This is a genomic window from Pseudomonas sp. Q1-7, from assembly GCF_028010285.1.
Taxonomy (GTDB): domain Bacteria; phylum Pseudomonadota; class Gammaproteobacteria; order Pseudomonadales; family Pseudomonadaceae; genus Metapseudomonas.
The window spans coordinates 3,788,054-3,814,134 of the sequence record NZ_CP116304.1 but is presented as its reverse complement, the minus strand read 5'-3'; the positions used below and the strand labels follow the sequence as shown (position 1 = coordinate 3,814,134).

The window sequence follows — 26,081 nt, the reverse complement described above, 5'->3', positions numbered from 1 at the left end:
GGCTGCAACGCAGCCCCCGTGGGACATCGACGCAGTCTTAACCCCTTTCGCCGGCGACCTCCGTCTACTGGTGCGAATGGCTCATTCGTTCCCAGGAGGCGTCCATGTCCCGCCACACTTTCCTCTCATACCAACCCCTGGCCGCCGGCTTCACCGCTGGCCTGCTGCTGGCCCTGACCGCCTGCAGTGCCCAGGATGCCTCCGCACCGGCCGCCGGCAAGGCCGAAGCGCCGTTGCCTGCGCTGGAGCAGCCCGAGCCGGTGCTGCACGAGGAGGTCAAGGTCAGTGCGCCGGTGCCCTTCGCCAAGCGCGCCGACTACGCCGCCGAATCCATGCAGATGCCAAGGGCCGCGCTGGCGCCGGCGACGGATGTCCTCCCGGGCTACCGCGATCGACCCCGCGAGCAGTACCAGCATCTGCCCGACAATCCGGTGCATGAGGTGGCCCGCGAGCCGGTTTCCACGTTCAGTATCGACGTCGACACCGGCAGCTATGCCAACGTGCGGCGCTTCCTCAATGGCGGCCAGTTGCCGCCCGCCGATGCGGTGCGGCTCGAAGAGATGGTCAACTACTTTCCCTACCGCTATCCGCAGCCGGAGGGGGATGTGCCCTTCGGTATCGGCATCGAACTGGCGCAGACGCCCTGGAACCCGCAGACGCGCCTACTGCGCGTGGCGATCAAGGCCTCCGACAGCAGTGTCGAGCGGTTGCCGCCTGCCAACCTGGTATTTCTGGTGGATGTTTCCGGTTCCATGGACCGTCGCGAGGGGTTGCCCATGGTGCAGGGCACCCTCAAGTTGCTGGTGGACCAGCTGCGCCCGCAGGATCGCGTGTCCCTGGTCACCTACGCCGGTGAGGCGCGGGTGGTGCTGGCTTCCACGCCCGGCAGCGAAAAGACGAAGATCCGTACCGCCATCGAGCAGCTAAGCGCCGGCGGTTCGACAGCCGGCGAATCGGGCATCCAACTGGCCTACGCCGAGGCCGCCAAGGGCATGATCGCCAACGGCATCAACCGCATCCTGCTGGCCACCGACGGTGACTTCAACGTCGGCATCAGCGATTTCGAGAGCCTCAAGCAACTGGCCGCGCAGAAGCGTAAGGGCGGTGTTTCCCTCACCACCCTCGGCTTCGGCGTGGACAACTACAACGAGCGCCTGATGGAGCAACTGGCCGATGCCGGAGACGGCAACTATGCCTACATCGACAACCTGCGTGAGGCGCGCAAGGTGCTGGTGGACCAGCTCGGCTCGACCCTGTCGGTGGTGGCCAGGGACGTGAAGCTGCAACTCGAGTTCAATCCGGCCGAGGTCAGCGAATACCGCCTTCTGGGCTATGAGAACCGCGCGCTCAAACGCGAGGACTTCAGTAACGACAAGGTGGATGCCGGCGAGATTGGGGCGGGCCACACCGTCACCGCGCTCTACGAAATCGTCCCCGCAGGCGCGAAGGGCTGGCTGGAGCCGCTGCGCTACCGGGCATCCCCCAGGGCTGAAGGCCAGGCCGGCGAGCTGGCCTGGCTGCGGGTGCGCTACAAGGTGCCGGGCGTCGAACAGAGTCGTCTGCTGGAGCGCCCCATAGCCGCCGGCAAGGTGGTCAGCCTGGAGGCGGCCAGCGAGGACCTGCGCTTTGCCGCGGCGGTAGCGGCCTTTGCCCAGCAGCTCAAGGGCGGCCGGTACACCGGCGACTTCGACCTGGCCGACAGTGCGCGGCTGGCGCGCGCCGCCCGTGGCGATGATCGTTTCGGCCTGCGCGGGGAGTTCGTGCAACTGGTGGAACTCGCGCAAAGTCTGCACACTCCGCTCCCACCTCACGCGCGGAAGGAATGACGTGAACGCGACCTTCACGGACGACGACGCCGCCTTGCTGCGGCGCTACCGCAACGGCGATGCCGAAGCCTTTGGCGCGCTCTATGCGCGCCACCGCCTCGGTCTCTACCGCTTTCTCTGCGGTCTGTGCGGCGACGCCGCGCTGGCCGAGGAAATCTTTCAGGAAACCTGGCTCAACCTGATCCGCAGCGCGTCCGAGCCGCTCGGTCAAGCCGGTTTCAAGACCTGGCTCTACCAGATCGCCCGCAATCGGCTGATCGACCATTGGCGCAAGCATGGCCGCCAACAGGGCGTCACCGAGGCGTTCGACGAAGCGCTGCACGGCGACGCCATGCCCGGCAACAGCCCCGATCCCGCGCACGAACTCTCTCTCAGCCGTGACCAGCAGCGCTTGCGCGCGGCCCTGGATGAGCTGCCGGGCGAACAGCGTGAAGTCTTCCTGCTGCGCGCCCATGGCGACCTGGAGCTGGCCGAGATCGCCGAACTCACCCGCACACCGGCAGAAACGGTGAAGAGCCGCCTGCGTTATGCACTGCAGAAGTTGCGTCGGCTGCTGGCCGACCCGGCGTCGGCCGAGGAGGTATCCGCATGAACCAAGACCCGAAACAGCCGGACGCCATGGAACGGGAACTGCTCGAACACTATCGCAGCCACTGCCACGACGAGCCTTCGGCAGCGCTGGACCAGCGCATCCTTGCCGCCGCCGCGGCCCAGGCGACGCAGAAGCGGGCCGCCCCCGGACCCTCCTTCGCCGGGCGACTGCACGCCTGGCTGTTCGGCGCGGGCGGGCGGCAGCGCTGGACGGTCGCCCTGGCCGGCTTCGCCACCCTGGGCATTGGCCTGAGCCTGACCCTGCGCACCCAGGAGCAGGCCGAGCAGCGCTTCGACGCACCGCCGGCCGGCTCGGCGCCGTACTCCGCGCCGGCACCAGCCGCCGCCCCGATGTCCCGCGCTGCACCCTCCACCCTGGCGAGCCCGCCGGCCCGGATGGAGAAGAAGAGCTCGGCCATGGCCGACAGCAGTGCCGAAGTCGAAGCCCGAGGGACAGGCTTCTCGCACCTGGAGGAGGCCTCGCCCAAGGCGGAATTGGCCAGGTCCGCGCCGCCCGCCGAGCCGGAAGCCAGCCTGCGCCGCGTGTTGGCGCTGCGGGCGGAGGGTCGGCGCGACGAGGCGCACAGGCTGCTGGACGAGTTGCAGGCGCGCTATCCGCAGCGGGATATCGCCGCCGAGCTGCGCGAGCTGGAAGCGGACCGCTGAGGCGGTCGCGTCAGGCTTGCCAGGGGGCGGGGCAAGGTGGAGCATGGCGTCATCGTCATTCCCTGCTAGAGCCGCCATGCGCGCAATCCATACGCTCTGTGCCGGTCTGGTACTGGCTCTGCTGACTGCGTGCGACAAGCAAGCCCCGTCGCCACCCAAGGCACCGCCCGTGCCGCCGCCCATGTCCAGCCAGCCGGAACCGCCTTCGCCAGCACTGGAGCCAGCCGTGTCGGTCGCGCCGGCTGTGCCTGAGCCCAAGCCCGCTCCACCGGCGCCGGTGGTTCCGGTGAAGCCGTCGCCGTCGCCCCCCGCGCCGGTCAAGCCGAAGGAGCCGCCCGTGGCGGCGACCGTCGCGAAGCCGTTGCCCAAGGCCAGGATCGATCTCAGCCTACCCAAGGAGTTGGCCGATCAACTGGCCCCCGAGGGCACCACGGGTGATCTGTCGGAGCAGCCGCTGCTGCCGCAGCTGTTCGTGGAAAAGCCCTTGCCGGAAAGCCCGTTCCAGCTCAACGGCAAGCTGATCACCAACGAACGGGAGGATGATTACTGGCGCTCGGTGGAAGGGGCTGAGCTGCAGTTCGAGTTCAAGCGCTGATCCGCCACCCTCGGGCGGGCACTCCCAAGCCAACACCGTGGCTTCGAAGGGGGGAGCGCTGAAGCGTGGTCCACCCGGCTGCAACCGGGTGCTGTGGGACCGACATCAAGAGGCCAGCCTCAGAATCGGTAGTCCCCGCGTTGTATCGCCTGATACAGCGCGTCATCCAGCGGGCGGAAGTGCGCATCGCCGGGCAGCCGGGCGAAGAGGGGCGCGTTCACAGCCTCGGGGTCGTACGCCTGTTGCTTCAGGTCGGTCTTCTTGTACTTGAAGGTTCCAGTGGTCTCCACCTCGTCCAGCAGGCGCACGAACAGCGGCGAGGCATAGGCCGGCAGCTCGCGATCCAGGTGGTCGGCCAGGGCCTGGCGATTCAGGTGCGCTCCGCTGGCCAGGCGCAGGGCCGCCATGCCGCAACGGCCATTGGTACCGGGAATCTCCACGCCGTACACCACCGCATCCTCCACGCCGGGGAAGGCGCCGAGGGCGTTTTCCACCTCGGTGGTGGAAACGTTCTCGCCCTTCCAGCGGAAGGTATCGCCCAGGCGGTCGACGAATTGCGCATGTTTGCAGCCGATGCCGCGCATCAGGTCGCCGGTGTTGAACCAGGCGTCGCCCTGCTTGAATACGTCGCGCAGGATCACCGCCTCGCTCTTGGCCGGGTCGGTGTAGCCGTCGAAGGGCCACTTGTCGCTGATCTCGCTGATCAGCAGGCCCGCCTCGCCCCTGGCGACTTCCTCCAGGAAGCCGCGCTGGTTGCGCAGCGGCCGGTCGTTTTCCAGGTCGTAGCGGACGATGGCGAAGGTGGCCGGGGAGAAGCCCACGGTATTGTCGAAGTTGAACAGGTTGGTGAAGCCGATATTGCCCTCGCTGGAGGCATAGAACTCCATCACCCGCTCGATGCCGAAGCGCGCCTTGAACTCCGCCCAGATGGACGGGCGCAGGCCGTTGCCGATCATGCTGGTGAGCGTGTTGCCGCGCTCCTCAGGACAGGGCGGCTGGTTCAACAGGTAGCGGCAGAGTTCGCCGATGTAGCCGAAGCACGTGGCCTGGTAGCGCGCCACGTCCTTCCAGAAGTTGCTGGCGGAAAACTTGCGGCGCAGGGCGATGGCGGCGCCGCCCGCCAGTACCGAAGCCCAGCTCACGGTCACCGCGTTGTTGTGGTAACAGGGCAGGGTCAGGTAGAAAACGTCGTTCTCGGTCAGACCCAGGCCCGAATGGCCGAAGCCGCCGTAGGCCTTGATCCACTTGCCGTGACTGAGGATGGAGGCCTTGGGCAGGCCGGTGGTGCCGGACGTATAGATGTAGAAGCAGGCGTCCTTGAGCCGAACCAGGCCCGTCTCGTCCGGGTTTTCGCCGGACTGGTCCAGTGCCAGGCGCATCAGGTTCTGCCAGCCGGGCGGGGTGTCGCCCGGTTCGCAGAAGCAGTCCGCATCGGCCACCCAGTAGCAGTGACGGGTGTCCTCCAATTGGTCGCGCACGTCGTCGAAGGCGCCGCGCAGTTCGTCGCCCACCACAAAGTGCCGGGCCTTCACCAGGTTCAGGCTGTGGCTGAGCACCTTGCCGCGCTGGGTGGTGTTGACCAGGGCGGCGATGGCTCCGAGCTTGGCCAGGGCACCGAGCACCGCCAGCACTTCGATACGATTTTCCAGCATCACCGCCACCACGCTGCCATGGGCCACGCCTTCGGCCTTCAGGGCATGGGCCAGACGATTACACCAGGCATTGAATTCGGCGTAGCCGAGCCGGCGCCTTTCATCGATCACTGCCGGTCGCCGTGGATACAGGCGGGCAGCGCGCTCCAGGGCCCAGCCCAGGGACAGCGTTTTCTCGCGGTTGCGGATACCGGTGTAGTAAAGACCCAGCAGCATGCGCGGCAGACGTGGCAGGTTGGCCGGCAGGCGGGTAATGAAGCGAAGCGGGGAGATCAGGTCGGCTTGGCTCATGATGCTCGCGTAATTGTCGTTGTTGTGCGCAGACATGACTCTAGGGCGGGCTGTCTGTCCGCGCCATGACCCTGGCGCGGACATCAGGGGGCAGATGGGCGAACGGAAGTCCGGGCGCTCAATCTGTAGGAGCGAATTCATTCGCGAAGCAGGACGTAGTCATGCCCTGCGGTGTTCCAGGGCGGCTGCGCCGCCCATTCGCGAATGAATTCGCTCCCACAAGAGGGAGGATCAATCCAGAAACAGATCCGGCACCAGCGAACCGCCTTCGGGGTCGTAGCGGTACTGCTCGAACTCGGTCTGGCCTTGCTCGCGCAGCAGCGCTTCGTCGATCAGCAGGCGCCCGGTGATGCTGCGGTCTTCGCTCGTCAGGATGGCATGGGCGGCGTCGGCCATGATGGTCGGGGTGCGGGCGCGCTTGAAAGCGTCGCGGCTGCCCAGCTCGAATTCGATGGCGGCGGTGGCGATCATGGTCTGCGGCCACAGCGAGTTGACGCTGATGCCGTACTTCTTGAACTCCTCGCTCATGCCCAGGGTGAGCATGCTCATGCCGTATTTGGTGACGGTGTAGGGGCCGTGCTGGGCGAACCACTTCGGCGCCAGGTTGAGCGGCGGCGAGAGGTTGAGGATATGGCCGTTGGCGCTCTGCTTCAGGTAGAGCAGGGCGGCCTGGCTGCAAACCATGACCGCGCGGGTGTTGATCTGGTACATCAGGTCGAAGCGCTTGGCCTCCAGGAGCTCGACGCCCACCAGCTTGATGGCGCCGGCGTTGTTGACCAGGGCATCGATGCCGCCGAAGTGCGCCGCGGCCTTGGCCATGGCCTCGGCCACGGCATGCTCGTCGCGCACGTCCAGTTGCAGGGGCAGGGCGTTGCCGCCGGCGGCCTGCACCTCCTCGGCCACGCTGAAGATGGTGCCGGGCAGCTTGGGATGGGGCTCGGCGCTCTTGGCGGCGATGACGAGGTTGGCGCCGTCGGCGGCGGCGCGCAGGGCGATTTCGCGGCCGATGCCACGGCTGGCGCCAGTGATGAACAGGGTCTTGCCGGAAAGGGACATGCGCGTTCTCCTGATTGTTGTTCCTTGGGGGGCCGCGTTGCGGCCCATTCGCGAGTGGATTCGCTCCCGTCGGGAAGCTGCGGGGAGCGTCAGGCTTCTTCCACCTCCACCAGCAGTTGGCGGCTCTTCACCTGGTCGCCGCGGCTGACCTGCACGCGGCGGATAACGCCGTCAACGCTGGCCTTCAGCGGGTGTTCCATCTTCATGGCTTCCAGCACCACCAGCAGTTGGCCTTTGCCGACCCGTTCGCCTTCGCTCACCAGCACCTCGACTATGGCGCCATCCATGGGGGCCTTCACCGTGCCGGAGCCCGCGCCGCCCTGGCCGCCGGCCGCTTCGTGGGTCACGTCCTGCAGTTCCAGGTTGCCGTGCTGGCCGAACAGCCAGAGCTGCGTGCCGCGCTGATGGTAGGCCACACGGCGGCGGATGCCGTCCAGCTCCACCGTCGCCCAGCGGCCATCGGCGGCCAGCATGCGAATGACAATGACCGCCTCGCCGACCCTGGCCTGCAGGCGCGGTTGTTGCCCGGCGTCCTGTACCGCCAGTTCCACGGCATGCTTCTGCTCGCCCTGGCGCACCATCAGGCGCCAGGGGGCACTGCCGGCACTGCGCCAGCCGGCCAGACTGCCCTGGTGGGCGCTGCCGGTGGCCGACGCTTGGTAGAGCAGGGTGGCGGCGACGGCCAGTTCGGCCGGCAAGATCGATTGCGGGCTCAGGCTGGCATCGCTGGAAAAGGCTTCGCCGATAAAGGCGGTGGTGGCTTCGCCGGCGGCAAAGCGCGGGTGCCTGAGCAGGTTGGCGAGGAAGCGCTGGTTGCCCTTGACCCCCAGCAGCACGCAATCCTCCACGGCACGGGCCAGTTTGCGCCGGGCCTCGTCACGGGTGGCGCCCCAGGCGATCACCTTGGCCAGCATGGGGTCGTAGAACGGCGTGACGGCCTGGCCTTCCACCAGGCCGTGGTCGATACGGATGCCAGGAAGTATCGACGGCTCCCAGCGCAGCACCTCGCCGGTCTGGGGCAGGAAGCCGGCGGCCGGGTCTTCGGCGTAGAGACGCACTTCCATGGCATGACCGTTCAGATGGATGTCTGCCTGTTTCAGCGGCAGCGGCTCACCTTCCGCCACGCGAATCTGCCAGGCCACCAGGTCCTGGCCGGTGATCAGTTCGGTGACCGGATGCTCCACCTGCAGGCGGGTGTTCATTTCCAGGAAGTAGAAGTCGCCGCCGGCGTCCAGCAGGAACTCGACGGTGCCGGCGCCGACGTAGTCCACCGTGCGCGCGGCCAGAACCGCTGCTTCGCCCATGGCCTGGCGCAATTCGGGCGTCATGACTGGGCAGGGCGCTTCCTCGATCACCTTCTGGTGGCGGCGTTGCACCGAGCAGTCGCGTTCTCCCAGGTAGACGATGTTGCCGTGCTGGTCGCCGAACACCTGGATTTCCACATGGCGCGGTTGCAGCACGGCCTTTTCCAGGATCAGCTCGGCGCTGCCGAAGGCGTTCAACGCTTCCGAGCGGGCCGTGCGCAGCTGCGCCGCGAGTTCCTCAGCCCCCTGCACCAGGCGCATGCCACGCCCGCCGCCGCCGGCGCTGGCCTTGATCATCAGGGGGTAGCCGATGCGTTCGGCTTCCCGGGCCAGGGTCGCGTCGTCCTGCTCGGCGCCTTCGTAGCCGGGGATGCAGGGCACGCCGGCTTCCAGCATGGCCAGCTTGGACAGGCGCTTGCTGCCCATCAGGTGGATGGCTTGCGCCGTCGGGCCGATGAAGGCGATGCCGGCCGCCTCACAGGCGCGGGCGAATTCGGCATTCTCGGAGAGGAATCCGTAGCCGGGATGGACGGCCTTGGCGCCGGTCTTGCGGGCCGCGGCGATGATGGCTTCGACCGACAGATAGGACTGCCCCACCGGTGCCGGGCCGATGCACACCGCCTCGTCGGCCAGTTGCACATGGCGGGCGTCGGCATCGGCCTCGCTGTAGACAGCCACGGTGCGGTAGCCAAGCGACTGTGCCGTGTGCATCACCCGGCAGGCGATTTCGCCACGGTTGGCAATGAGGATCTTGTTGAACGCGGGCATCGGAATGCTCCTGCTGTACGTAGCCCGGATGCCTCCGGGGTTGGACTTTCCCGGATTGCATCCGGGCTACATCCGTTCGTTAGGGGGGCTGGCTACACGGCCCAGGCGGGCTTGCGCTTCTGCACGAAGGCCAGGGTCCCTTCGGTGCCTTCCGGCCCGGTGACGGCTTCGGCGAACTGCTCGGCCGCACTGTCCAGCAGGTTGCCCAGGGGCTCGACCTCGGTTGCCAGCAGCAGGGCCTTGGTCCGCGCGTTGGCGCCGGGGGCGCAGCGACGCACCTGTTGCAGGCTGTCCATCAGCCGCTGTTCCAGGGTTGCCGTATCAGGTTCGGCGAAATGCACCAGACCCAGGCGCAGGGCCTCAACGCCGTCGAAGCGGGCGGCGGTCAGGGCCAGGCGGCGGGCCTGGGTCAGGCCGACGCGCCTGGCCACGAAGGGGGCGATCTGTGCCGGGAGGATGCCCAGGCTGGTTTCCGGCAGGCCGAACTGGGCGCCTTGCAGGGCGATGGCGATATCGGAGACGCAGGCCAGACCGAAACCGCCGCCGAGCACCGCGCCTTCCAGCACCGCCACCAGTACCTGGGGTTGCGCCTGGGCTTCCTCCAGCAGGCGGCCGAAGGCGCGGTTCAGGTCACGGTAGGCGGCGCTGCCGCTGGTACGGGCGCTGGCCATGTCCTTGATATCGCCGCCGGCACAGAAGTGGCCGTCGGCGCCTCGCAGCACCAGGGCGCGCACGCCGGCGTCTTCACGCGCTGCGGCCAGTACGGCGCGCAGTTCATTCACCATGGTCAGGCTCATGGCGTTGCGGCAGTCCGGCCGGTTCAGGGTGACGTGCAGCACGCCATCGGCCTGTTCCAGCAGCAGGGTTTCAGTGTTCGGCAATTCCATGGTCGTGTCCCGGAGATGCGTGGTCGTAGGCTGGGGCGGGCGGCGTTCCGCGAGCGGAGCGATACCCATCATTCGAGGCGATGGGTATCGGCGCTGCGCGCCTCCACCCATCCTACGGATCCTCAGCCCTTCTTCTTGCCGGGCAGGATGCCCATCAGCTTGCAGATGATGCCGAGCATGATCTCGTCGGCGCCGCCGCCGATGGAGACCAGGCGGGTATCGCGGTAGGCGCGGGATACGTGGTTGTCCCACATGAAGCCCATGCCGCCCCAGTATTGCAGGCAGGCGTCGGTGACCTCGCGGCCGAGGCGGCCGGCCTTGAGCTTGGCCATGGAGGCAAGACGGGTGACGTCCTTGCCGGTGACGTAGAGTTCCACGGCCTGGTAGACCAGGGCGCGCAGGGCCTCGATCTCGGTCATCAGTTCGGCCAGGCGGAAGTGAATCACCTGGTTGTCGATCAGCGCATTGCCGAAGGTCTTGCGCTCCTTGCAGTAGTCGATGGTGACGTCGACGCAGTGCTCCAGGCCCTTGATCATGTTGGCGGCGCCGAACAGGCGTTCCTCCTGGAACTGCAGCATCTGCATCATGAAGCCCGCGCCTTCGTGGCCGATGCGGTAGCGCTGCGGCACGCGGACGTTGTCGAAGAACACCTGGGCGGTCTCGGAGCTGCGCATGCCGAGCTTGTCGAGGTGGGCGCTGAGGGTGATGCCGGGCGTGTTCATCGGCACCATGATTAGCGACTTGTTGACGTGGGGCTTGTCGTCCGAGGTGTTGGCCAGCAGGCAGATGAAGTCGGCGCTGGGGGAGTTGGTGATCCACATCTTGCTGCCGTTGATCACGTAGTCGTCGCCGTCCTTGCGGGCGGTGGTCTTCAGCCCGGCCACGTCGGAACCCGCGCCCACTTCGGAGACGCCGATGCAGCCGACCCTCTCGCCGCTGATGGCGGGACGGAGGAATTCCTCGCGCAGCTCATCGGAGCCGAAACGGGCCAGGGCCGGGGTGCACATGTCGGTCTGCACGCCGATGGACATGGGGATACCGCCGCAATGGATGGTGCCGAATTCTTCGGCGGCGACGATCGAGTAGCTGTAGTCCAGGCCCATGCCGCCGAACTTCTCCGGTTTGGAGATGCCCAGCAGGCCCAGCTCGCCGGCCTTCTTGAAAATGTCGTGAATGGGGAAACGGCCTTCCTTTTCCCACTGGTCGACATGGGGGTTGATCTCCCTGTCGACGAAATGGCGCACGGTGCGGCGGAGTTCTTCGTGTTCCTGGGTGAAGATCATTTTTCTTGTTCTCCTTATCGATTCAGAAACGGGCCACGCCGAAGCTGTTGGCCTTGAGCGGCCGGGCTTCGGCCTCCGCGCAGATATCCAGCAGATAACCCAGCAGGCGGCGGCTGTCACGGGGGTCGATCAAGCCGTCATCCCAGAGGTTGGCGGTGCCATAGAGGGCGGTGGACTGGCTGTCGAGCTTCTGCGCGGTCATCTGTTCCAGCATGTCGAGCATCTTCGGATCGGGCTCCTTGCCCTCCTTGGCGTGCTTTTCCTCGGTGACGATGCGCAATACCTTGCCGGCCTGGGCGCCACCCATCACGGCGGTGCGGCTGTTGGGCCAGGCGAAGATGAAGCGCGGGTCCAGGCCGCGGCCGCACATGGCGTAGTTGCCGGCGCCGTAGGAGCCGCCCACCACCAGGGTGAGCTTGGGCACGCGGGCGTTGGCCACCGCCTGGATCATCTTCGCGCCGTGCTTGATCACTCCCAACTGTTCGGACTCGGTGCCCACCATGAACCCGGTGGTGTTGTGCAGGAACAGCAGGGGCACGTTGGCCTGCTCGCAGAGCTGGATGAACTGCGCCGCCTTGGCCGCGCCCTGGGGCGTGATGGGGCCGTTGTTGCCGATCAGGCCGCACGGCCGGCCCTCGATGCGCAGGTGGCCGCAGATGGTCTGGCTGTCGTATTCGTGCTTGAAGTCGAGGAATTCCGAGCCATCGGCGATGCGGGCGACGATCTCGCGCACGTCGTAGGGTTTCTTCGGGTCCGCCGGGACCACCCCCAGCAGTTCCTCGGCGCTGTACAGCGGTTCACGCCATTCGGCCTTGCGCGGGGGTGGCAGCTGGGCGTTCCAGGGCAGCATGGCGAGGATTTCGCGGGCCAGGCGCAGGCCGTCGGCATCGTTCTCCGCCAGGTATTCGGCGGTGCCGGCCACCTGGGCGTGCATCTCGGCGCCGCCCAGATCCTCGTCCGTCGCCACTTCTCCCGTGGCGGCCTTGAGCAGCGGCGGCCCGGCGAGGAACATCTTGGCCTTGCCGCGCACCACGATCACATAGTCCGACAGCCCCGGCTGGTAGGCGCCGCCGGCGGTGCTGGAACCGTGCACGACCGTGACCTGGGGGATGCCCATGGCGGACATGCGCGCCTGGTTGGCGAAGCCCCGCGCGCCTTCGACGAAGATTTCCGCCGCGTAGTTGAGGTTGGCGCCGCCGCTTTCGGTGAGCGCCACCAGCGGCAGTTTATTCTCCATGGCGACCTGCTGCAGGCGCAGGGTCTTCTTCAGCCCGGTGGGCGAGATGGTGCCGCCCTTGATGGCGCTGTTGCTGGCGCTGATCAGGCAGCGCACCCCGGCGATATAGCCGATGCCGGCGATGATGCCGCCGCCGGCCTGGGTGCCGTCCTTGTCATCGTGCAGCTTGTAGCCGGCCAGGGAGCAGAGTTCGAGGAAGGGACTGCCCGGGTCCAGCAGCAGGTTCAACCGCTCGCGGGGCAGGAGCTGGCCACGCTTCTCGAATTTCGGCTTGGCCTCGGCCGCCTTGTCCAGGACCTTCTGTTCGATCTCGCGGAAGCCGGCGATGGCGGCGAGCATGGCGTCGCGGTTCTTCGCGAAGTCTTCTCCCTGGACGTCGAGTTCGGACTGGATGACGGCCATCAGGCTTGATCCTTCAGTACGTCGGGCAGGTAGGCCCGGTGAAAGCCGTTGTAGGCCTTGCTCTGGCCGGGCTTGGCCTTGACCAGGGGGAAGGCGCGGCTGCCCTGGCTGGCCGCACCGTCGATGCGAATGGTGGTGCCGCTGATGAAGGCCGCGCCGGGAGAGAGCAGGAAGACGATGGCGGCCGCCACTTCCGACTCGCTGCCGATGCGCTTGAGCGGCACATGTTCGCGCAGGGTGGGGATGATGGCCTTGAAGGCGCCTTCATAGGTGTCCATGCCGCTGGAGGCGATCCAGCCCGGCGCCACGGCATTGACCCGCACCCCGGCATGGCCCCACTCGACGGCGGCGGTCTTGGTGAAGTTCTCCATGCCGGCGCGGGCGGCGCCGGAGTGGCCCATGCCGGGCATGCCGCCCCACATGTCGGCGAGCATGTTGACGATGCTGCCGCCGGTCTTGCTCATGGCCTGATTGAACACTTCGCGGGCCACCAGGAAGCCGCCTACCAGGTTGGTGCGCACCACGGCCTCGAAGCCCTTCTGGTTGATCGAGGCGAGCGGGGCGGGGTACTGGCCGCCGGCGTTGTTCACCAGATGGTGGATCGCGCCGCGCTCGCCCAGCACCGCCGCAACCATGGCCTTGACCGCCTCTTCGTCGCGGATATCGCAGGCCTGCCAACTGGCGCTGCCACCGTCTTCGCTGATTTCGCCAGCCGTCTTCTCCAGCTTTTCCGGCTTGCGTCCCACCAGCACCACATGGGCGCCCAGGGCGGCCAGCTCGTGGGCGGTACAACGGCCGATGCCGCTGCCGCCGCCGGTGACCATGATGGTCTGGCCACTGAACAGGCCGGGCGTGAATACCGAATCGTATGCCATGGATTGCATCCTCAGAGGCTGTCGGCCAGGGCTTGCGGCACCGGCACCGGGAATTCCAGGAGTTGCTGGGCAAAGGCCTTGCCCTGTGGGTCGATGCGCAGGCTGGCCACGCCGCCGCCGCCGAGGGCGTTCTCCAGCAGGAAGTTCAGGCTGTGGCTGCCCGGAAGGTACCAGCGAGCCACGCGGCCCCGTTGCGGGTCGAGCACATGGCCCATCCAGTCGACCACGGCTTCGGGCGTCAGGGCCTCGGCTATCCAGGGCAGGTATTCGGGCTTGCGAGCCATGACGCCGATGTTGCTGTGATTACCCTTGTCGCCGGAGCGCGCCACGGCGAGCTTCACCAAGGGGACGCTGGCGCTGGCCTGGCCCTCGGCGGTGGGGGGCGGCAGGTCGTCGGCCAGGGCGCCGACCTCGAAGCTGTCCACGCCGGGCAGCTCGCAGGGGATGCGCTGGCCGTCCAGCTCGACTTCGAGGCTGCAGAGCGACTTGTCCACCAGGAAGGAGAACAGACGGATCACCGGGTAGACGGTGGGGCGGCCGCCGACGATGCCGGTCAGGCCCGGCGCCATGCCGGTGGCGGCCTGGGCGATCTCGCGGGAGAACAGCACCAGGGCCTCCTTGCGGCTATGGCTGACGGCGATCTTGATCACCACTTCGCGGCTGTCCTGCCTTTGGCCGTGAGGTCCGTAAGTGGCCTCGCTGCCCAGCAGTTCGATGTTGACCTCGCGATAGGGGGCCCAGCCGCGCTCGGCGAAGAGTTCCTCGGTTTTGGCGATGATGGCGCGGCTGACCCGCTCGGCCTTCCTCACCGCATCGACGCCGGCCAGCAGACAGCTGGCGGTGCAGCGGAAGCCGTCGGGGTAGGTGGCGCTGACCTTGTACTGCGGTGTCGGCGGCAGGCCGCGGGCACCCTGTACGCGCACGCGGTGCGCGCCGGCCTGTTCCAGGGTGACGCGGGTGAAGTCGCAGACCAGGTCGGGGAGCAGGTAGGCACGTGGGTCGCCGATCTCGTAGAGCATCTGCTCGCCGACGGAGAACGGCGTGACCAGGCCGCCGGAACCTTCCGGCTTGGTCACGCAGAACGTGCCATCGGCCTCGACCTCGACGATGGGGAAACCGATGTGTTCATAGTCCGGCACCGCTTCCCAGTCGGTGAAGTTGCCCCCGGTGCACTGGGCGCCGCATTCGATCAGATGACCGGCAAGGGCCGCCTGGGCCAGCTTGTCGTAGTCGCGCCAGGCCCAGCCGAATTCGTGCACCAGTGCGGCGCTGACCACCGCGCTGTCCACCACGCGGCCGGTGATGACGATGTCCGCATCCCGTTCCAGCGCCGCCACTATGCCCGGTGCGCCCAGGTAGGCGTTGACCGAGACACAGAGAGGCGGCAGCGGGGCGTCGCTGAACATTTCGCGGATACCCGCCTTGGCCAGTTCGCCCAGCCGGGGCTGCAGGTTGTCGCCGTGCAGGACGGCGATTTTCAGCCTCACACCGGCCTTTTCGCAGGCAGCGGCCAGGGCGCTGGCGCAGGCGGCCGGATTGACCCCGCCGGCATTGCTGATCACGCGGATCTTCTTCTCGGCGATCGCCGGCAGCAGCGGGGCCAGCACGTCGACGAAGTCGGTGGCGTAACCGGCGTTGGGGTCCTTGAGGCGGGCGCCGGCCATGATCGACAGGGTGATCTCGGCCAGGTAATCGAATACCAGGTAGTCCAGCGTGGCGCCATGTACCAGCTGGGCGGCGGCGGTGGAGGTGTCGCCCCAGAAGGCGGAGGCGCAGCCGATGCGTACGGTTCTTGTCATTGGAGTGGTCCGCAGCACTGTTGGGTGATGGATGAACACTACCAAGCAAGCGCTTGGTTGAAAAGTGTCGGCGCAGCACTTTTTCACCCGAGCGCTTGCTTGGGATTCCCGGTCGGCATAGATTTCGTGAATCAAGACAGAGACTTGCGGACCATTCTTAAGTTGGAGTGGCTGACTGCAGCGGGGATTGTGATGAGCCTTGACGACGAAAAAGCCCAGGCGGTGATGCGCGAGCTGGTAGCCAGCGGCCTGGTCACCGACCCCGACAGCGCCCGCGGCAAGCTGTTGCAGACCGCCGCCCACCTGTTCCGCAGCAAGGGCTACGAGCGCACCACGGTGCGCGATCTGGCCAGCGCCGTGGGCATCCAGTCCGGCAGCATCTTCCACCACTTCAAGAGCAAGGATGAGATCCTCCGCTCGGTCATGGAGGAGACCGTCCTCTACAACACCGCCCTGATGCGTGCCGCCCTGACGGACGCCAACAGCCTGCGCGAGCGGGTGCTGGCGCTGATCCGCTGCGAGCTGCAGTCCATCATGGGCGGCACCGGGGAAGCCATGGCGGTGCTGGTGTACGAATGGCGTTCGCTGTCGGAGGAGAGCCAGGCGCACATCCTCGCGCTGCGCGAAACCTACGAGCAGATCTGGCTGCAGGTGCTGGGCGAGGCGCGGGCCGAGGGCTATTTCACGGCCGATCCGTTCATCCTGCGACGCTTTCTTACCGGGGCCCTGAGCTGGACCACCACCTGGTTCCGCCCGGAAGGGCCGATGAGCCTGGACCAGTTGGCCGAACAGGCGCTGTCGCTGGTTCTCAAGAACGCCTGAGGGCAAATGTGAATTCCGTCACGGTCCACTCAGCAAGGCGGGTCGTCGAAGCATCAATCACGTAGGCTGCGGGGCTGGGCCTCATCAGCAGGGAGCGGTGGTAGCGATGGACGCAAGGAGGGGGCTGACCCTGAAGGCAGTGTGGTTCTCCGTGCTTTTGCTGGTTTCGGGGCCCGCGCTGGCGGCGCAGACTGTCCGGGTCGGCGCTGCCCATTTCCCTCCTTATGTGATCAAACCCGAATCGGCCGAAGCCAGTGGCTTGCTCCTTGACCTGCTCGCGGCGCTCAACGACGTCCAGAAGGACTTCCATTTCGTCGTGCGGCCCACCTCGATTCCGCGACGGTTCCGGAGCTTTCAGGAAGGCCTGATCGACTTGGCGGTGTTCGAGAACCCGAACTGGGGCTGGCAGGGCATTCCTGGCGCGCGCATCGACATGGGCCTGGAGGATGCGGAAATCTTCGTTGCCAAGGCCGAGTCGGGGCGCGGGCAGGACTACTTCGATGCGCTGGCCGGCAAACGCCTGGCGCTCTACCACGGCTATCACTACGGCTTTGCAGGCTTCAACGCCGATCCGGACTTTCTCCAGCACCGCTTCAATGCGGTGCTCACGTATTCCCACGACAGCAATCTGCGCATGCTGTTGCGCGCGCGCGCGGACATCGCTCTGGTGACCCGCTCCTATTTCAATGCCTACCTGGAGCGCAATCCGGAGCTGGCCGGCAGCTTCCTCGTCAGCGACCGACTGGACCAGCGCTACCATCACTACGCCTTGCTGCGGCCGGGAGCCCCCATCAGCGCCGTGCAGTTCGCCGCGCTGCTGGAGACGCTGCGTGCCGGTGGTCGGTTGCAGCGGATATTCGAGCCTTACGGGGTGGTGGTCAGGCCAGTCGCAGCGGGTAGCTCAGCAACAACAGATGACTGAGGTTGACGCCCAGGTGCAGGGCCACGGCTACCCAGAGCCTGCCACTGTAATGGTAGGCCAGGCCGTAGCCCAGGCCGGCCAGTCCGGCGATCAGGGCGAACAACGGGCTGAACGGGAGATGCACGGCGCCGAAGATGGCCGCCGTGAGTAGCACGCCCTGGCGCGCCCCCAGCCCGGACACCAGCGCCGGTTGCAGCAGCCCGCGAAATACCAGTTCTTCCGCCAGCACCGTGGCCAGCAGGTTGATCGCCAGCCATGCCCAGATCATGTCCGGCCACTTCGGCTGCCAGCCCACCAGGCCCGTAACCAGGGCCAGCGCCGGCACCAGCGGCAGGGTGGCCAGCACCACTAGCCAGGCTCGGCGCGGCGAGCGGCCGCAGGGTGCCGGATGGCGGCCCAGCCACCAGGCGAGCAGCGTCAGGCCGACCAGCAATTTGTCCCAGGAAAGGCGCAGGGCGTAGGGCGGGGCATCCGGGCTCAGCCGTTGCGGCTCACCGAGGGACAGGGGGCTGAAACCAGGCAACAGGTGGGCGGCCAGGGCGACGGATGACAGCAGGGTGACTACCCGCCACAGCTGCACCGGCAACTGGCGCTCGGCGAAGACCCAGCCGGCATAGGCGACCCCCGCCAGCAGGGCGCTCGGCTGCACGCCACCCAGGCCCTGGCCCAGGACGAGGACGATCAACGGAAACAGCAGCTGCAGGTGAAGCGGCATGAGGCTTCCCTGTCGCGGGAACACGCTTCGGCCTTCCGGGGTGGGCACGGGGTCAGCGGTCCTTGGCTTCCTTGGCATCCATCTCGGCATTGCGCTCGCGGATGCGCTTGAGTTGTTCCTCGGTCAACGGCAGTTTCTTCGCCGTGTCGCGCAGCAGCATCAGGCTACCGACTATGGAGCCGATGGCCAGGACCAGTATCAGCCAGGCATACCAGGGCATGACGATCTCCTGTGGAAAGGGCCATTACTCTATTCGATTGTGCGCGCCTTTCCACATTCGCGGGTGTCGTTCGGCGCAGGCGGGCGGGCTCTTTTCCAGGGCGCGACCGCAGGAGGCTACATTCGGAGCATGGCGGGTATCTTTTCGGCATCGTCCTACAGCCAGGATGCGAGAAAACGGCTACTGCTGGCCGGCCTGATTCCCAGGCGAATTCAACAAGGAGGCGTTCATGCAGATTCCCGTCACCATCCAGGCCGGCCTGTGGGGTTGGCTGGCCGCCAGCAGCTTGCTGCTGGGCGCGGCCGTGGGCTTTTTCGCCAGGCTGCCGCAGAAGGTCGTGGCATCGATCATGGCTTACGGCAGCGGCGTGCTGGTCGCCGCGCTGTGCTTCGGCCAGATTCCCGAAGCCGAACGGATCGGAGGGCTTTGGCCGACCCTGGCGGGATTGTTGGCCGGCGGCTTCGTGTTCGTGCTGGCCAGCCAGTTCCTCGACCGGCTCGAGGGCCATCACCGCCGCACGAGCGGCAATGGCATGGTCGCCCTGCTGATCGCCGTTGGCGCCTTCCTCGATGGCATTCCCGAGTCCCTTGGACTGGGGCTGGGCCTGTTGGATGGGGGCGAGGTCAGCGTGCTGATGCTGGTGGCCATCTTCCTCGCCAACCTGCCCGAGGGCCTGGCCAGCGCCGCCGGCCTGCGCGAGGAGCGGCGCGGCGCCTGGCAGGTGTTCGGCCTCTGGGGCGTCATCGCCGTCCTGTCCGGACTGGCGGCCATGGCCGGCCCCGGACTGTTCGCCGACCTGTCGCCGCACTGGCTGGCCTTCGCCCTGGGGTTCTCGGCGGGGGCGGTGCTCTGCATGCTGGTGGATACCCTGATCCCGGAGGCCTTCCAGAGCACCCATGCCTGGACCGGGCTGATCACCCTGGCGGGTTTCATGACGGCGTTCGCCCTCGACCACCTGGTATGAGGGAAGGCAGCGGCGCGCGTTGGCTTCCGCTACAATGCGCGCCGTTTCCGATTCGCCAGAGAGCCCGCCCCATGTCCGCCTGTCAGACGCCGATCATTGTCGCCCTCGACTTTCCCACCCGTGAGGCCGCCCTGCGGCTGGCCGACCAGTTGGACCCCAGGCTGTGCCGGGTCAAAGTGGGCAAGGAGCTGTTCACCAGCTGCGCCTCCGAAATCGTCTCGACCCTGCGTGACCGGGGCTTCGAGGTCTTCCTCGACCTGAAATTCCACGACATCCCCAACACCACCGCCATGGCGGTGAAGGCCGCTGCGGAAATGGGCGTGTGGATGGTCAACGTACATTGCTCCGGCGGCCTGCGCATGATGGCGGCCTGCCGCGAAACCCTGGACAAGTTCAACGGGCCCAAGCCGCTGCTGATCGGCGTGACCGTGCTGACCAGCATGGAGCGCGAGGACCTGGCCGGCATCGGCCTGGACGTCGAGCCCAGGGAGCAGGTGCTGCGCCTGGCGGGCCTGGCCGACAAGGCCGGCATGGACGGCCTTGTCTGCTCGGCTCAGGAAGCTGCCGACCTGAAGGCTGCCTATCCGCGCCTGCAACTGGTGACCCCGGGTATCCGTCCGGCTGGCAGTGCCCAGGACGACCAGCGCCGCATCCTTACCCCGCGCCAGGCCCTGGATGCCGGCTCGGACTACCTGGTAATCGGCCGTCCGATCAGTCAGGCCGCCGATCCGGCCCAGGCTCTGGCCGCGGTCGTCGCCGAGCTGGCGTGAGCGTGCGGGTGCGCCACCCGGCCGGTGGCGCACTTTCGCCCTCCATCAGCGCACTTTCAACACCAGTTTCCCGAAGTTCTCGCCGCTGAACAGCCTGCCCAGGGTTTCCGGGAAGGTCCCCAGCCCCGTCACCACATCCTCCTTGCTCTTCAGCTCGCCACTGGCCAGCCAGCCGGCGATGTCCTTGACCGCCTCGCCGAAGCGCGGTGCGTAGTCGAACACCACCATGCCCTCCATGCGCGCGCGGTTGACCAGCAGTGCCAGGTAGTTGGCCGGTCCCTTCACCGCCTCCTTGTTGTTGTACTGGCTGATGGCGCCGCAGATGACAATGCGCGCCTTGCGGTTGATGCGGGTGAGCACCGCGTCGAGGATGTCGCCGCCGACGTTGTCGAAATAGACGTCCACGCCCTTGGGGCATTCACGTTTGAGGGCGGCATGGAGGTCCTCGGCCTTGTAGTCGATGGCACCGTCGAAGCCCAGTTCGTCCACCAGGTAGCGGCACTTGTCGGCGCCGCCGGCGATGCCCACGACACGGCAGCCCCTGATCCGGGCGATCTGCCCGGCAACGCTGCCCACCGCACCGGCGGCGCCGGAGATGACCACGGTTTCCCCGGCCTTGGGTTGGCCCACGTCGAGCAGGGCGAAATAGGCGGTCATGCCGGTCATGCCCAGGGCCGAGAGGTAGAGCGGCAGGGGCGCCTGGCCCGGATCGACCTTGTGGAAGTCGCGCGGCTCGCCGAGGAAGTAGTCCTGGACGCCCACCACGCCGCAGAGGTGCTCGCCCACTTGGTAGTCCGGATGTTGCGATGCCACCACCTTGCCGACGCCGAGGGCGCGCATCACCTCGCCGATTGCCACGGGGGCGATGTAGGAGCGGGCGTCGTTCATCCAGCCGCGCATGGCCGGGTCCAGGGAGAGGTAGAGGTTTTCCACCAGCACCTGTCCCGGGCCGGGCTCGCCGACAGGGGTTTCCACGTAGGAAAAGGTTTCACGGGTGGCCGGGCCGACCGGGCGTTGGGCGAGCTGGAACTGACGGTTGAGCAGGGACATGGCAGGAACTCCGCGAAGGAAAGCCTTGGTGATAGCCCGCTGGCCGGAGCCCGGCAAGTCCGGAGCCTGGGCCGAATGGCGAGCCATGAGTGCCAATGATGAAGGGGCTTCGCTTGCATCAGTGAAGTGGATGACCTGCCCACCAGCGTCCTGATGATGCTGACGCGGCGCAGTGGCGACTGACTAGACTTCGCCGCAGTTTCCACTCCTGTCGAGGTTGCAGAGATGAGCATGACGTTTTCCGGCCAGGTCGCCCTGGTCACTGGCGGTGCCAATGGAATCGGCCGCGCGACCGCCCAGGCCTTCGCCGCCGAGGGCCTCAAGGTGGTGGTGTCCGATGTGGATGTCGCCGGTGGCGAAGGCACCGCGGAACTGATTCGCGCCGCGGGTGGCGAAGCGTGCTTCATCCGCTGCGACGTGACCCGCGACGCCGAGGTCCAGGCGCTCATGCAGGGCACCCTCGCCGCCTATGGCCGCCTCGACTACGCCTTCAACAACGCCGGCATCGAGATCGAGCAGGGCAGGTTGGCGGAAGGTAACGAGTCGGAGTTCGACGCCATCATGGGGGTCAACGTGAAAGGCGTCTGGTTGTGCATGAAGCACCAGATTCCGCTGATGCTGGCCCAGGGCGGTGGCGCCATCGTCAACACCGCGTCGGTCGCGGGCCTGGGGGCCGCGCCGAAGATGAGTATCTATGCCGCTTCCAAGCACGCGGTGATCGGCCTGACCAAATCGGCGGCCGTCGAATATGCGAAGAAGAAGGTTCGGGTCAACGCGGTCTGCCCGGCGGTGATCGACACCGACATGTTCCGCCGTGCCTGCGAGTCTGATCCGAAGAAGGGCGAGTTCGCCCTCGCCATGCACCCGGTGGGGCGCATCGGCAAGGTGGAGGAAATCGCGGGGGCGGTGCTCTATCTCTGCTGCGACGCGGCCGGCTTCACCACCGGCCATGCCCTGGCCGTGGACGGCGGCGCCACGGCAATTTGAAGGCAGCTTCCGTAGGATGGCGTAGAGCGAAGCGAAACCCATCACAGCTGTAGAAGAAAGGCGCCTCGCGGCGCCTTTCTTCATTTTTGCTTGCCGCTGTCGACGTTGAGGATCAGCAAGGTCAGCACTCCGGCGATCAGGCCCCAGAAGGCCGAGCCGATGGACAGCAGGCTCATGCCCGAGGCGGTGACCATGAAGGTGATCAGCGCCGCCTCGCGTTCCCGGGGCTCCTGCATGGCGGCGGTGAGGCCGTTGCTGATGGAGCCGAACAGCGCCAGGGCGGCGATGGACAGCACCAGCTCCGTGGGAAATGCCGCGAACAGCGCCGCGAGGGTGGCGGCGAAGGTGCCGGCGACGCCGTAGAAAATCCCGCACCAGACCGCGGCGGTGTAGCGCTTGGCGTGGTCCTCGTGGGCGTGGGAGCCGGTGCAGATGGCGGCGCTGATGGCGGCCAGGTTGATGCCGTGGGAGCCGAAGGGCGCCAGCAGCAGGGAGGCGATGCCGGTGACCGAAATCAGCGGCGAGGCCGGCACCGGGTAACCGTCGGCGCGCAATACGGCGATGCCGGGGATGTTCTGCGAGGCCATGGCCACCACGAACAGCGGAATGCCGATGCTGATCACGGCCGTGGCGGAAAACTCCGGCGTAGTCCACACCGGCTCGGCCAGGGCGAACTCGAAGCCGCTGAAGTCCAGCAGGCCCAGCGCGGCCGCCATCACGCAACCCACCAGGAGCGCCGCCAGCACGGCATAGCGCGGCTGCAGGCGCTTGAACAGCAGGTAGCTGACGAACATGGCCAGGACCAGCGCGGTGCGGTGCTGGGCGGCAATGAAGATCTCGCTGCCGATCTTGAACAGGATGCCAGCCAGCAGGGCGGCCGCCAGCGACGCCGGCAGCCGGCGCATCAGGCGCTCGAAGCCGCCGGTCAGGCCCACCAGGGCGAGCAGCGCGGCACAGACGATGAAGGCGCCTATGGCTTCGCCGTAGCTGACGCCCGGCAGGCTGGTGATCAGCAGGGCCGCGCCGGGGGTGGACCAGGCAACCACGATCGGCGTGCGGTAGCGCAGGGACAGGCCGATAGTGGTCAGGGCCATGCCGATGGACAGGGCCCAGATCCAGGAAGAAATCTGGGCATTGCTCAGACCCGCGGCCTGGCCGGCCTGGAACATTAGTACCAGGGAACTGGTGTAGCCGGTGAGCATGGCGATGAAGCCCGCCACCACGGCGGAGGGCGAGGAGTCCGCCAGGGGACGCAAGCGTGGCGGGTTGACCGGGGTTTCCGAGGTAGGGTGCATCAGAGCGTTCCGTTGACGTCGACCAGAATGGGATAGAGCGAGGCCACCAGCAACAGGGCCATGCCGATGTTGAACAGGCGCAGTATGCGCGGTTCGGACAGCCAACGGCGCAGCAGGCTGCCGGCGATGGTCCAGAGACCGACACTGGGGCAGTTGACCAGGGCGAAAAGGGCCGCGATCAGTACCACGTTGACCACGAAGTTCTCCTGCGGGGTGTAGGTGGTGATGGCGCCGATGGCCATGACCCAGGCCTTGGGATTGATCCACTGGAAGGCGGCAGCCTGGAGGAAGGTGAAGGGTTTCGGGCGCTTTTCGGCCTTGTCCGCGTCCGGCGCGCCCGCCCCGGCGATCTTCCAGGCCAGGTAGAGCAGGTAGGCCGCGCCGGCGTAGCGCAGTGCGGTGTAGAGCTCCGGCACCTGCTGGAACACTTGGGCCAGGCCGAGGCCGACCGCCACCACCAGCACCATGAAGCCGATGCTGATACCGAGCATGTGCGGCAGGCTGCGGCGTACCCCGAAGTTCACGCCGGAGGCGAGCAGCATCATGTTGTTGGGGCCGGGCGTCACCGAGGTGACGAAGGCGAAGAGGATGAAGGCGAAGATCAATTCCAGGCTCATGACGGTCTACCTTGTCGTTATGCCGGCAGACTAAGGCCAGGCGCCCGGAAACGTCCCGATACAGCGATGCACCCATTGAGCGATACAGTCGGTTGGCACCCCGGGTATCAGCGACTACTGTGATGCTTTTTCCCGTCTGGAGACACACATGGATGAGAACCCTTACGCCACCCCGCAGGTGGAGTTGGTGGAGGAGGCGGCAACGCGGCAGATGAACGGCTGGGCGCCCGGCCACCTCAGGCTGCTGGCCTGGCTGAGCCTGGTCTGTGCAGCGAGCTCCCTGATCCTGACCGGGCTCGCAGTGGCCGCCGGCGCTACCGAAGACCCGCTGATGACCCGCCTGTCCGACTGGTTCGGTGTGGCGCTGACGCTGCTCGGGTGCTACCTGTTGATCCGCTTCAAGTTGTTCGCCGAGGCGCGTTTCGCCGCCGAGGACCTGGCACCGCCGGTCTGGGCGGTGATCGTCGGCAGCCTGGCGATCGAGGCGTTGGGCTTTCTGTTGGGGGAGGCCAGCACCGAGCCAGGTTGGCCGATGCTGTTCTACTTCGGCGCGGTCGCCCTGCTCGGCGCGCTGACCGCCTGGCTGGGCGTGCGCCTGCTGAAGATCCAGAACGCCTATCCGGCGCTCCGGGTGATGGGCTGGCTGGACCTGGTGGGCGGCATCATGATGGCCACCATCGTGCTGATGATGCTCGGCCTGTTGCCGCTGATCGCCGCCAACCTGGCCCTGATGCTGGTGTTTTTCCGTGGGGCGCGAGAGCTGGAGCCCACGGCCTAGGCCTCCGAAGCTTCGTTCTGGCGCGCCTTGCACAGCGCCTGGTTGACCTGCAGCCAGCCGTGCACCGCGTCTTCCCCCGCCTCGCCGAAGGCGCGTTTCAGCAGGCGGGCCTGTTCGCGGCGCAGGGCCTGTTCCAGTTTCGCCCCTTCGCGGGTGAACCCCAGCAGGCGTTTGCGCTTGTCGTCGGCGGCCGCCACGCTTTCCACCAGTTTCATCTCGATCAACTGGCGCAGCGGGGTGTTCAGCGCCTGCTTGGTCACCCCCAGGTAGCCCAGCAGTTCCTTGACGCTGAGGCCCGGGTATTTGGCGATGAAGAACAGGATGCGGTGGTGCACCCGCGACAGGCCGCGGCGGGCGAGGATTTCGTCCGGCTTGCTGGTGAAGGCCTGGTAGCCAAAGAAGAAGGCTTCCATGGCGGCTTGTTGAATGACGGGGTTTTTCAGGTCAAGCATATTGACGTTTCTGCCACGGTCATCGTAGTTTCGGTCAAGCAGTTTGACTCAATTTCCTCGCTTCCGCACCCGGTGACACTCCATGGCCTTCTCCGAACGCATCGCCCGCCTGAAAAGCTCCCTCATCCGCGAAATCCTTGCCGCCGCCCAGCGTCCGGAAGTGATGTCCTTCGCCGGTGGCCTGCCGGCCGAGCCGATGCTGCCGAAGGTGGATTGGGAGGCGATGCCGGCCAGCATGGGCCAGTACGGCATGAGCGAGGGCGAGCCGGCCCTGCGTGAGGCCATCGCCGCCGAAGCGCGTGCCCTGGGCGTTCCCTGCGAGGCGAGCCAGGTGCTGATCGTCAGCGGCTCCCAGCAGACCCTGGACCTGGCCTCCAAGCTGTTCATCGACCCGGGCACCGAAGTGCTGCTGGAAGCGCCTACCTACCTGGCGGCCCTGCAGGCCTTCCAGCTGTTCGGTGCCAACTGCATCGCCGTCCCCCAGGAAGCCGACGGTCCGGAGATCGCCGCCTTGCGCCAGCGCCTGGAGCAGCACAAGCCGGCCTTCGCGTATTTCATCCCGACTTTCCAGAATCCGTCCGGCACCCGCTATAGCGAGGCCAAGCGCGACGCGGTCGCGGCCCTGCTGGACGAGTTCGGCGTGACCCTGATCGAAGACGAACCCTACCGCGAACTGGTGTTCGACGAAGGCAGCGCCACGCCCATCGTCAGCCGTCTGAAAAAGACCAGCTGGATCTATACCGGCACGGTGTCCAAGACCCTGCTGCCGGGCCTGCGCGTGGGCTTCCTGATCGCCACCCCGGACCTCTACCCGCACCTGCTGCGCCTGAAGCAGTCGGCCGACCTGCACACCAACCGCATCGGCCAGTGGCAGGCGCTGCAATGGTTCGGTACCGAGCAGTACCGCCAGCACCTGGCCGAACTGCGCGACTTCTACCGAGTACGCCGCGACGCCATGCAGGCGGAACTGGAGGAACACTTCGGCGAGCTGGCCACTTGGGAAATCCCCCAGGGCGGGCTGTTCTTCTGGCTGACCCTGAAGCACAAACTGGACACCCGCACCCTGCTGAAGCCGGCGCTGGAACAGAACGTCGCCTTCATGCCGGGCGAACCTTTCTTCATCGACCCGGACCAGCATCCCGGCCACTTGCGCCTGAACTTCAGCCATGTGGCCCCGGAACGTCTCGGTGAAGGTCTGAAGCGGCTGGCCGGCGTCGTCCGCCAGGCGCAGGCGGCCGAGGCCGCCTGATTACAGAG

General features: G+C 66.8%; 25 protein-coding genes. 11 read left to right on the top strand and 14 right to left on the bottom strand.

Annotated features, from left to right (window positions below):
• The first annotated feature begins 104 nt into the window (after positions 1–104).
• The 4 genes from PJW05_RS17685 (at position 105) to PJW05_RS17670 (ending at position 3,678) form a co-directional block, all read left to right on the top strand.
• Complete coding sequence (locus PJW05_RS17685) at positions 105–1,826, top strand: vWA domain-containing protein (RefSeq protein ID WP_271408275.1); 1,722 nt, start codon at positions 105–107, stop codon at positions 1,824–1,826.
• A 1-nt stretch (position 1,827) separates the two neighbouring features.
• Positions 1,828–2,418, top strand: coding sequence for an RNA polymerase sigma factor (locus PJW05_RS17680; RefSeq protein WP_271408274.1), 591 nt, complete (start codon positions 1,828–1,830; stop codon positions 2,416–2,418).
• Entirely contained in the window at positions 2,415–3,083 is a 669-nt protein-coding gene (locus PJW05_RS17675) for a hypothetical protein (RefSeq protein ID WP_271408273.1), read from the top strand. Before PJW05_RS17680 ends, PJW05_RS17675 begins: the two co-directional genes overlap by 4 nt.
• A gap of 76 nt (positions 3,084–3,159) precedes the next feature.
• Entirely contained in the window at positions 3,160–3,678 is a 519-nt protein-coding gene (locus PJW05_RS17670) for a hypothetical protein (protein ID WP_271408272.1), read from the top strand.
• Positions 3,679–3,797: 119 nt separating this feature from the next.
• Here PJW05_RS17670 and PJW05_RS17665 read toward each other — a convergent pair whose 3' ends face one another.
• The 8 genes from PJW05_RS17665 to PJW05_RS17630 all read right to left on the bottom strand — a co-directional run bounded on the left by PJW05_RS17665 (position 3,798) and on the right by PJW05_RS17630 (position 15,232).
• The gene (locus PJW05_RS17665; RefSeq protein WP_271408271.1) at positions 3,798–5,621 is read right to left on the bottom strand and encodes a long-chain-acyl-CoA synthetase; all 1,824 of its coding nucleotides are present in this window, start codon (positions 5,619–5,621) and stop codon (positions 3,798–3,800) included.
• Between the two features lie 231 nt (positions 5,622–5,852).
• Positions 5,853–6,677, bottom strand: a complete 825-nt coding sequence (locus PJW05_RS17660; RefSeq protein WP_271408270.1) for an SDR family oxidoreductase — start codon at positions 6,675–6,677, stop codon at positions 5,853–5,855.
• 89 nt (positions 6,678–6,766) lie between these two features.
• Positions 6,767–8,749: a geranyl-CoA carboxylase subunit apha gene (gene atuF, locus PJW05_RS17655; protein WP_271408269.1), complete on the bottom strand. Its 1,983-nt coding sequence runs from the start codon at positions 8,747–8,749 to the stop codon at positions 6,767–6,769.
• Between the two features lie 92 nt (positions 8,750–8,841).
• Positions 8,842–9,636 carry an enoyl-CoA hydratase/isomerase family protein gene (locus tag PJW05_RS17650; protein ID WP_271408268.1) on the bottom strand — a complete coding sequence of 265 codons (795 nt, stop codon included), beginning with the start codon at positions 9,634–9,636 and terminating at the stop codon, positions 8,842–8,844.
• A gap of 122 nt (positions 9,637–9,758) precedes the next feature.
• Positions 9,759–10,919 carry a citronellyl-CoA dehydrogenase gene (gene atuD, locus PJW05_RS17645; protein WP_271408267.1) on the bottom strand — a complete coding sequence of 387 codons (1,161 nt, stop codon included), beginning with the start codon at positions 10,917–10,919 and terminating at the stop codon, positions 9,759–9,761.
• Positions 10,920–10,941: 22 nt separating this feature from the next.
• Positions 10,942–12,558: a geranyl-CoA carboxylase subunit beta gene (atuC, locus tag PJW05_RS17640; RefSeq protein WP_271408266.1), complete on the bottom strand. Its 1,617-nt coding sequence runs from the start codon at positions 12,556–12,558 to the stop codon at positions 10,942–10,944.
• The gene (locus tag PJW05_RS17635; RefSeq protein WP_271408265.1) at positions 12,558–13,433 is read right to left on the bottom strand and encodes an SDR family oxidoreductase; all 876 of its coding nucleotides are present in this window, start codon (positions 13,431–13,433) and stop codon (positions 12,558–12,560) included. Before PJW05_RS17635 ends, atuC begins: the two co-directional genes overlap by 1 nt.
• A gap of 11 nt (positions 13,434–13,444) precedes the next feature.
• Positions 13,445–15,232 carry an acyclic terpene utilization AtuA family protein gene (locus tag PJW05_RS17630; protein WP_271408264.1) on the bottom strand — a complete coding sequence of 596 codons (1,788 nt, stop codon included), beginning with the start codon at positions 15,230–15,232 and terminating at the stop codon, positions 13,445–13,447.
• 192 nt (positions 15,233–15,424) lie between these two features.
• Between PJW05_RS17630 and PJW05_RS17625 the strand changes: the two genes are divergently transcribed.
• Complete coding sequence (locus tag PJW05_RS17625) at positions 15,425–16,054, top strand: TetR/AcrR family transcriptional regulator (RefSeq protein ID WP_271408263.1); 630 nt, start codon at positions 15,425–15,427, stop codon at positions 16,052–16,054.
• 106 nt (positions 16,055–16,160) lie between these two features.
• Complete coding sequence (locus PJW05_RS17620) at positions 16,161–16,976, top strand: amino acid ABC transporter substrate-binding protein (protein ID WP_271412248.1); 816 nt, start codon at positions 16,161–16,163, stop codon at positions 16,974–16,976.
• Here PJW05_RS17620 and PJW05_RS17615 read toward each other — a convergent pair.
• Complete coding sequence (locus PJW05_RS17615; protein ID WP_271408262.1) at positions 16,933–17,691, bottom strand: CPBP family intramembrane glutamic endopeptidase; 759 nt, start codon at positions 17,689–17,691, stop codon at positions 16,933–16,935. The two genes, PJW05_RS17620 and PJW05_RS17615, sit on opposite strands and share 44 nt — an antisense overlap.
• 52 nt (positions 17,692–17,743) lie before the next feature.
• Entirely contained in the window at positions 17,744–17,911 is a 168-nt protein-coding gene (locus tag PJW05_RS17610) for a DUF2897 family protein (protein WP_151135083.1), read from the bottom strand.
• 229 nt (positions 17,912–18,140) lie between these two features.
• On the opposite strand from PJW05_RS17610, the gene PJW05_RS17605 reads away from it, so the two are divergent.
• Both PJW05_RS17605 and pyrF read left to right on the top strand, forming a co-directional pair.
• On the top strand, positions 18,141–18,875 hold the full coding sequence (locus PJW05_RS17605; protein ID WP_271408261.1) for a ZIP family metal transporter: 735 nt from the start codon (positions 18,141–18,143) through the stop codon (positions 18,873–18,875).
• Between the two features lie 71 nt (positions 18,876–18,946).
• The gene (gene pyrF, locus PJW05_RS17600; RefSeq protein WP_271408260.1) at positions 18,947–19,645 is read left to right on the top strand and encodes an orotidine-5'-phosphate decarboxylase; all 699 of its coding nucleotides are present in this window, start codon (positions 18,947–18,949) and stop codon (positions 19,643–19,645) included.
• A gap of 45 nt (positions 19,646–19,690) precedes the next feature.
• Here the strand turns inward: pyrF and PJW05_RS17595 are convergent, their stop codons facing one another.
• Entirely contained in the window at positions 19,691–20,695 is a 1,005-nt protein-coding gene (locus PJW05_RS17595) for an NADP-dependent oxidoreductase (RefSeq protein WP_271408259.1), read from the bottom strand.
• A 225-nt stretch (positions 20,696–20,920) separates the two neighbouring features.
• Here PJW05_RS17595 and PJW05_RS17590 point away from each other — a divergent pair, with 225 nt between their 5' ends.
• Complete coding sequence (locus tag PJW05_RS17590) at positions 20,921–21,682, top strand: SDR family oxidoreductase (protein ID WP_271408258.1); 762 nt, start codon at positions 20,921–20,923, stop codon at positions 21,680–21,682.
• An 80-nt stretch (positions 21,683–21,762) separates the two neighbouring features.
• Here the strand turns inward: PJW05_RS17590 and PJW05_RS17585 are convergent, their stop codons facing one another.
• Positions 21,763–22,977 (bottom strand): benzoate/H(+) symporter BenE family transporter, encoded by a 1,215-nt coding sequence (locus tag PJW05_RS17585; RefSeq protein WP_271408257.1) that lies wholly within the window; start codon positions 22,975–22,977, stop codon positions 21,763–21,765.
• On the bottom strand, positions 22,977–23,594 hold the full coding sequence (locus PJW05_RS17580; RefSeq protein ID WP_271408256.1) for a LysE family translocator: 618 nt from the start codon (positions 23,592–23,594) through the stop codon (positions 22,977–22,979). The genes PJW05_RS17585 and PJW05_RS17580 overlap by 1 nt, the downstream gene beginning before the upstream one ends.
• Before the next feature lie 148 nt (positions 23,595–23,742).
• Here PJW05_RS17580 and PJW05_RS17575 point away from each other — a divergent pair, with 148 nt between their 5' ends.
• Positions 23,743–24,372 (top strand): hypothetical protein, encoded by a 630-nt coding sequence (locus PJW05_RS17575; protein ID WP_271408255.1) that lies wholly within the window; start codon positions 23,743–23,745, stop codon positions 24,370–24,372.
• Here PJW05_RS17575 and PJW05_RS17570 read toward each other — a convergent pair.
• Positions 24,369–24,824, bottom strand: a complete 456-nt coding sequence (locus tag PJW05_RS17570; RefSeq protein ID WP_271408254.1) for a MarR family winged helix-turn-helix transcriptional regulator — start codon at positions 24,822–24,824, stop codon at positions 24,369–24,371. The two genes, PJW05_RS17575 and PJW05_RS17570, sit on opposite strands and share 4 nt — an antisense overlap.
• 82 nt (positions 24,825–24,906) lie before the next feature.
• Between PJW05_RS17570 and PJW05_RS17565 the strand changes: the two genes are divergently transcribed.
• Positions 24,907–26,073, top strand: coding sequence for an aminotransferase-like domain-containing protein (locus tag PJW05_RS17565; RefSeq protein ID WP_271408253.1), 1,167 nt, complete (start codon positions 24,907–24,909; stop codon positions 26,071–26,073).
• The last annotated feature ends 8 nt before the right edge of the window (positions 26,074–26,081 follow it).

Excerpts from the sequence above, each read along its gene's own strand:
- PJW05_RS17685 (WP_271408275.1), top strand. The coding sequence starts at position 105 with ATGTCCCGCCACACTTTCCTCTCATACCAACCCCTGGCCGCCGGCTTC.
- PJW05_RS17675 (WP_271408273.1), top strand. The coding sequence starts at position 2,415 with ATGAACCAAGACCCGAAACAGCCGGACGCCATGGAACGGGAACTGCTC.
- PJW05_RS17670 (WP_271408272.1), top strand. The coding sequence starts at position 3,160 with ATGCGCGCAATCCATACGCTCTGTGCCGGTCTGGTACTGGCTCTGCTG.
- PJW05_RS17665 (WP_271408271.1), bottom strand. The coding sequence starts at position 5,621 with ATGAGCCAAGCCGACCTGATCTCCCCGCTTCGCTTCATTACCCGCCTG.
- PJW05_RS17660 (WP_271408270.1), bottom strand. The coding sequence starts at position 6,677 with ATGTCCCTTTCCGGCAAGACCCTGTTCATCACTGGCGCCAGCCGTGGC.
- atuF (WP_271408269.1), bottom strand. The coding sequence starts at position 8,749 with ATGCCCGCGTTCAACAAGATCCTCATTGCCAACCGTGGCGAAATCGCC.
- PJW05_RS17650 (WP_271408268.1), bottom strand. The coding sequence starts at position 9,636 with ATGGAATTGCCGAACACTGAAACCCTGCTGCTGGAACAGGCCGATGGC.
- atuD (WP_271408267.1), bottom strand. The coding sequence starts at position 10,919 with ATGATCTTCACCCAGGAACACGAAGAACTCCGCCGCACCGTGCGCCAT.
- atuC (WP_271408266.1), bottom strand. The coding sequence starts at position 12,558 with ATGGCCGTCATCCAGTCCGAACTCGACGTCCAGGGAGAAGACTTCGCG.
- PJW05_RS17635 (WP_271408265.1), bottom strand. The coding sequence starts at position 13,433 with ATGGCATACGATTCGGTATTCACGCCCGGCCTGTTCAGTGGCCAGACC.
- PJW05_RS17630 (WP_271408264.1), bottom strand. The coding sequence starts at position 15,232 with ATGACAAGAACCGTACGCATCGGCTGCGCCTCCGCCTTCTGGGGCGAC.
- PJW05_RS17625 (WP_271408263.1), top strand. The coding sequence starts at position 15,425 with ATGAGCCTTGACGACGAAAAAGCCCAGGCGGTGATGCGCGAGCTGGTA.
- PJW05_RS17620 (WP_271412248.1), top strand. The coding sequence starts at position 16,161 with ATGGACGCAAGGAGGGGGCTGACCCTGAAGGCAGTGTGGTTCTCCGTG.
- PJW05_RS17615 (WP_271408262.1), bottom strand. The coding sequence starts at position 17,691 with ATGCCGCTTCACCTGCAGCTGCTGTTTCCGTTGATCGTCCTCGTCCTG.
- PJW05_RS17610 (WP_151135083.1), bottom strand. The coding sequence starts at position 17,911 with ATGCCCTGGTATGCCTGGCTGATACTGGTCCTGGCCATCGGCTCCATA.
- PJW05_RS17605 (WP_271408261.1), top strand. The coding sequence starts at position 18,141 with ATGCAGATTCCCGTCACCATCCAGGCCGGCCTGTGGGGTTGGCTGGCC.
- pyrF (WP_271408260.1), top strand. The coding sequence starts at position 18,947 with ATGTCCGCCTGTCAGACGCCGATCATTGTCGCCCTCGACTTTCCCACC.
- PJW05_RS17595 (WP_271408259.1), bottom strand. The coding sequence starts at position 20,695 with ATGTCCCTGCTCAACCGTCAGTTCCAGCTCGCCCAACGCCCGGTCGGC.
- PJW05_RS17590 (WP_271408258.1), top strand. The coding sequence starts at position 20,921 with ATGAGCATGACGTTTTCCGGCCAGGTCGCCCTGGTCACTGGCGGTGCC.
- PJW05_RS17585 (WP_271408257.1), bottom strand. The coding sequence starts at position 22,977 with ATGCACCCTACCTCGGAAACCCCGGTCAACCCGCCACGCTTGCGTCCC.
- PJW05_RS17580 (WP_271408256.1), bottom strand. The coding sequence starts at position 23,594 with ATGAGCCTGGAATTGATCTTCGCCTTCATCCTCTTCGCCTTCGTCACC.
- PJW05_RS17575 (WP_271408255.1), top strand. The coding sequence starts at position 23,743 with ATGGATGAGAACCCTTACGCCACCCCGCAGGTGGAGTTGGTGGAGGAG.
- PJW05_RS17570 (WP_271408254.1), bottom strand. The coding sequence starts at position 24,824 with ATGCTTGACCTGAAAAACCCCGTCATTCAACAAGCCGCCATGGAAGCC.
- PJW05_RS17565 (WP_271408253.1), top strand. The coding sequence starts at position 24,907 with ATGGCCTTCTCCGAACGCATCGCCCGCCTGAAAAGCTCCCTCATCCGC.